Origin of the sequence: Streptomyces sp. SID13726 (assembly GCF_010548375.1) — a bacterium.
Lineage (GTDB): Bacteria > Actinomycetota > Actinomycetes > Streptomycetales > Streptomycetaceae > Streptomyces.
Genome location: NZ_JAAGLY010000878.1, coordinates 1 through 383, shown reverse-complemented (window position 1 = coordinate 383; position 383 = coordinate 1). Strand labels below are relative to the sequence as shown.

The 383-nt window shown below is 70.8% G+C and carries 1 pseudogene; it reads left to right on the top strand.

Annotation, left to right across the window (positions count from 1 at the left end):
- Positions 1-383: pseudogene (locus G3I78_RS50775) on the top strand (short-chain dehydrogenase); the annotation flags it as partial.

Below are 383 nucleotides of genomic sequence, written 5' to 3'. Positions count from 1 at the left end.
GCCAAGAACGCCCCGATCCGCCTCGCGTTCGGACTGGGCCAGGAGCTGGCGGAGTACGGGGGCGCGGCGGTCGCGGTCACGCCGGGATTCCTGCGCTCGGAACAGATGCTCACCCACTTCGGCGTCGCCGAGTACAACTGGCGCGACGCGATCGCCCTGGAACCGACCTTCGCCATCGCCGAGTCCCCGCAGTACCTGGCCCGGACGGTCGCGGCGCTGGCGGCCGACCCGGACCGCGCCCGGCGGTGGAACGGCAAGTCCACCTCCAGCGGTGAACTCGCCGAGGTCTACGCGGTGACGGACACGGACGGCAGCAGGCCGAACGCCTTGGCGTACTTCGAGGACGTCGTCTACGGCGGGAAGGAAGGATCCCCCGAGGACTA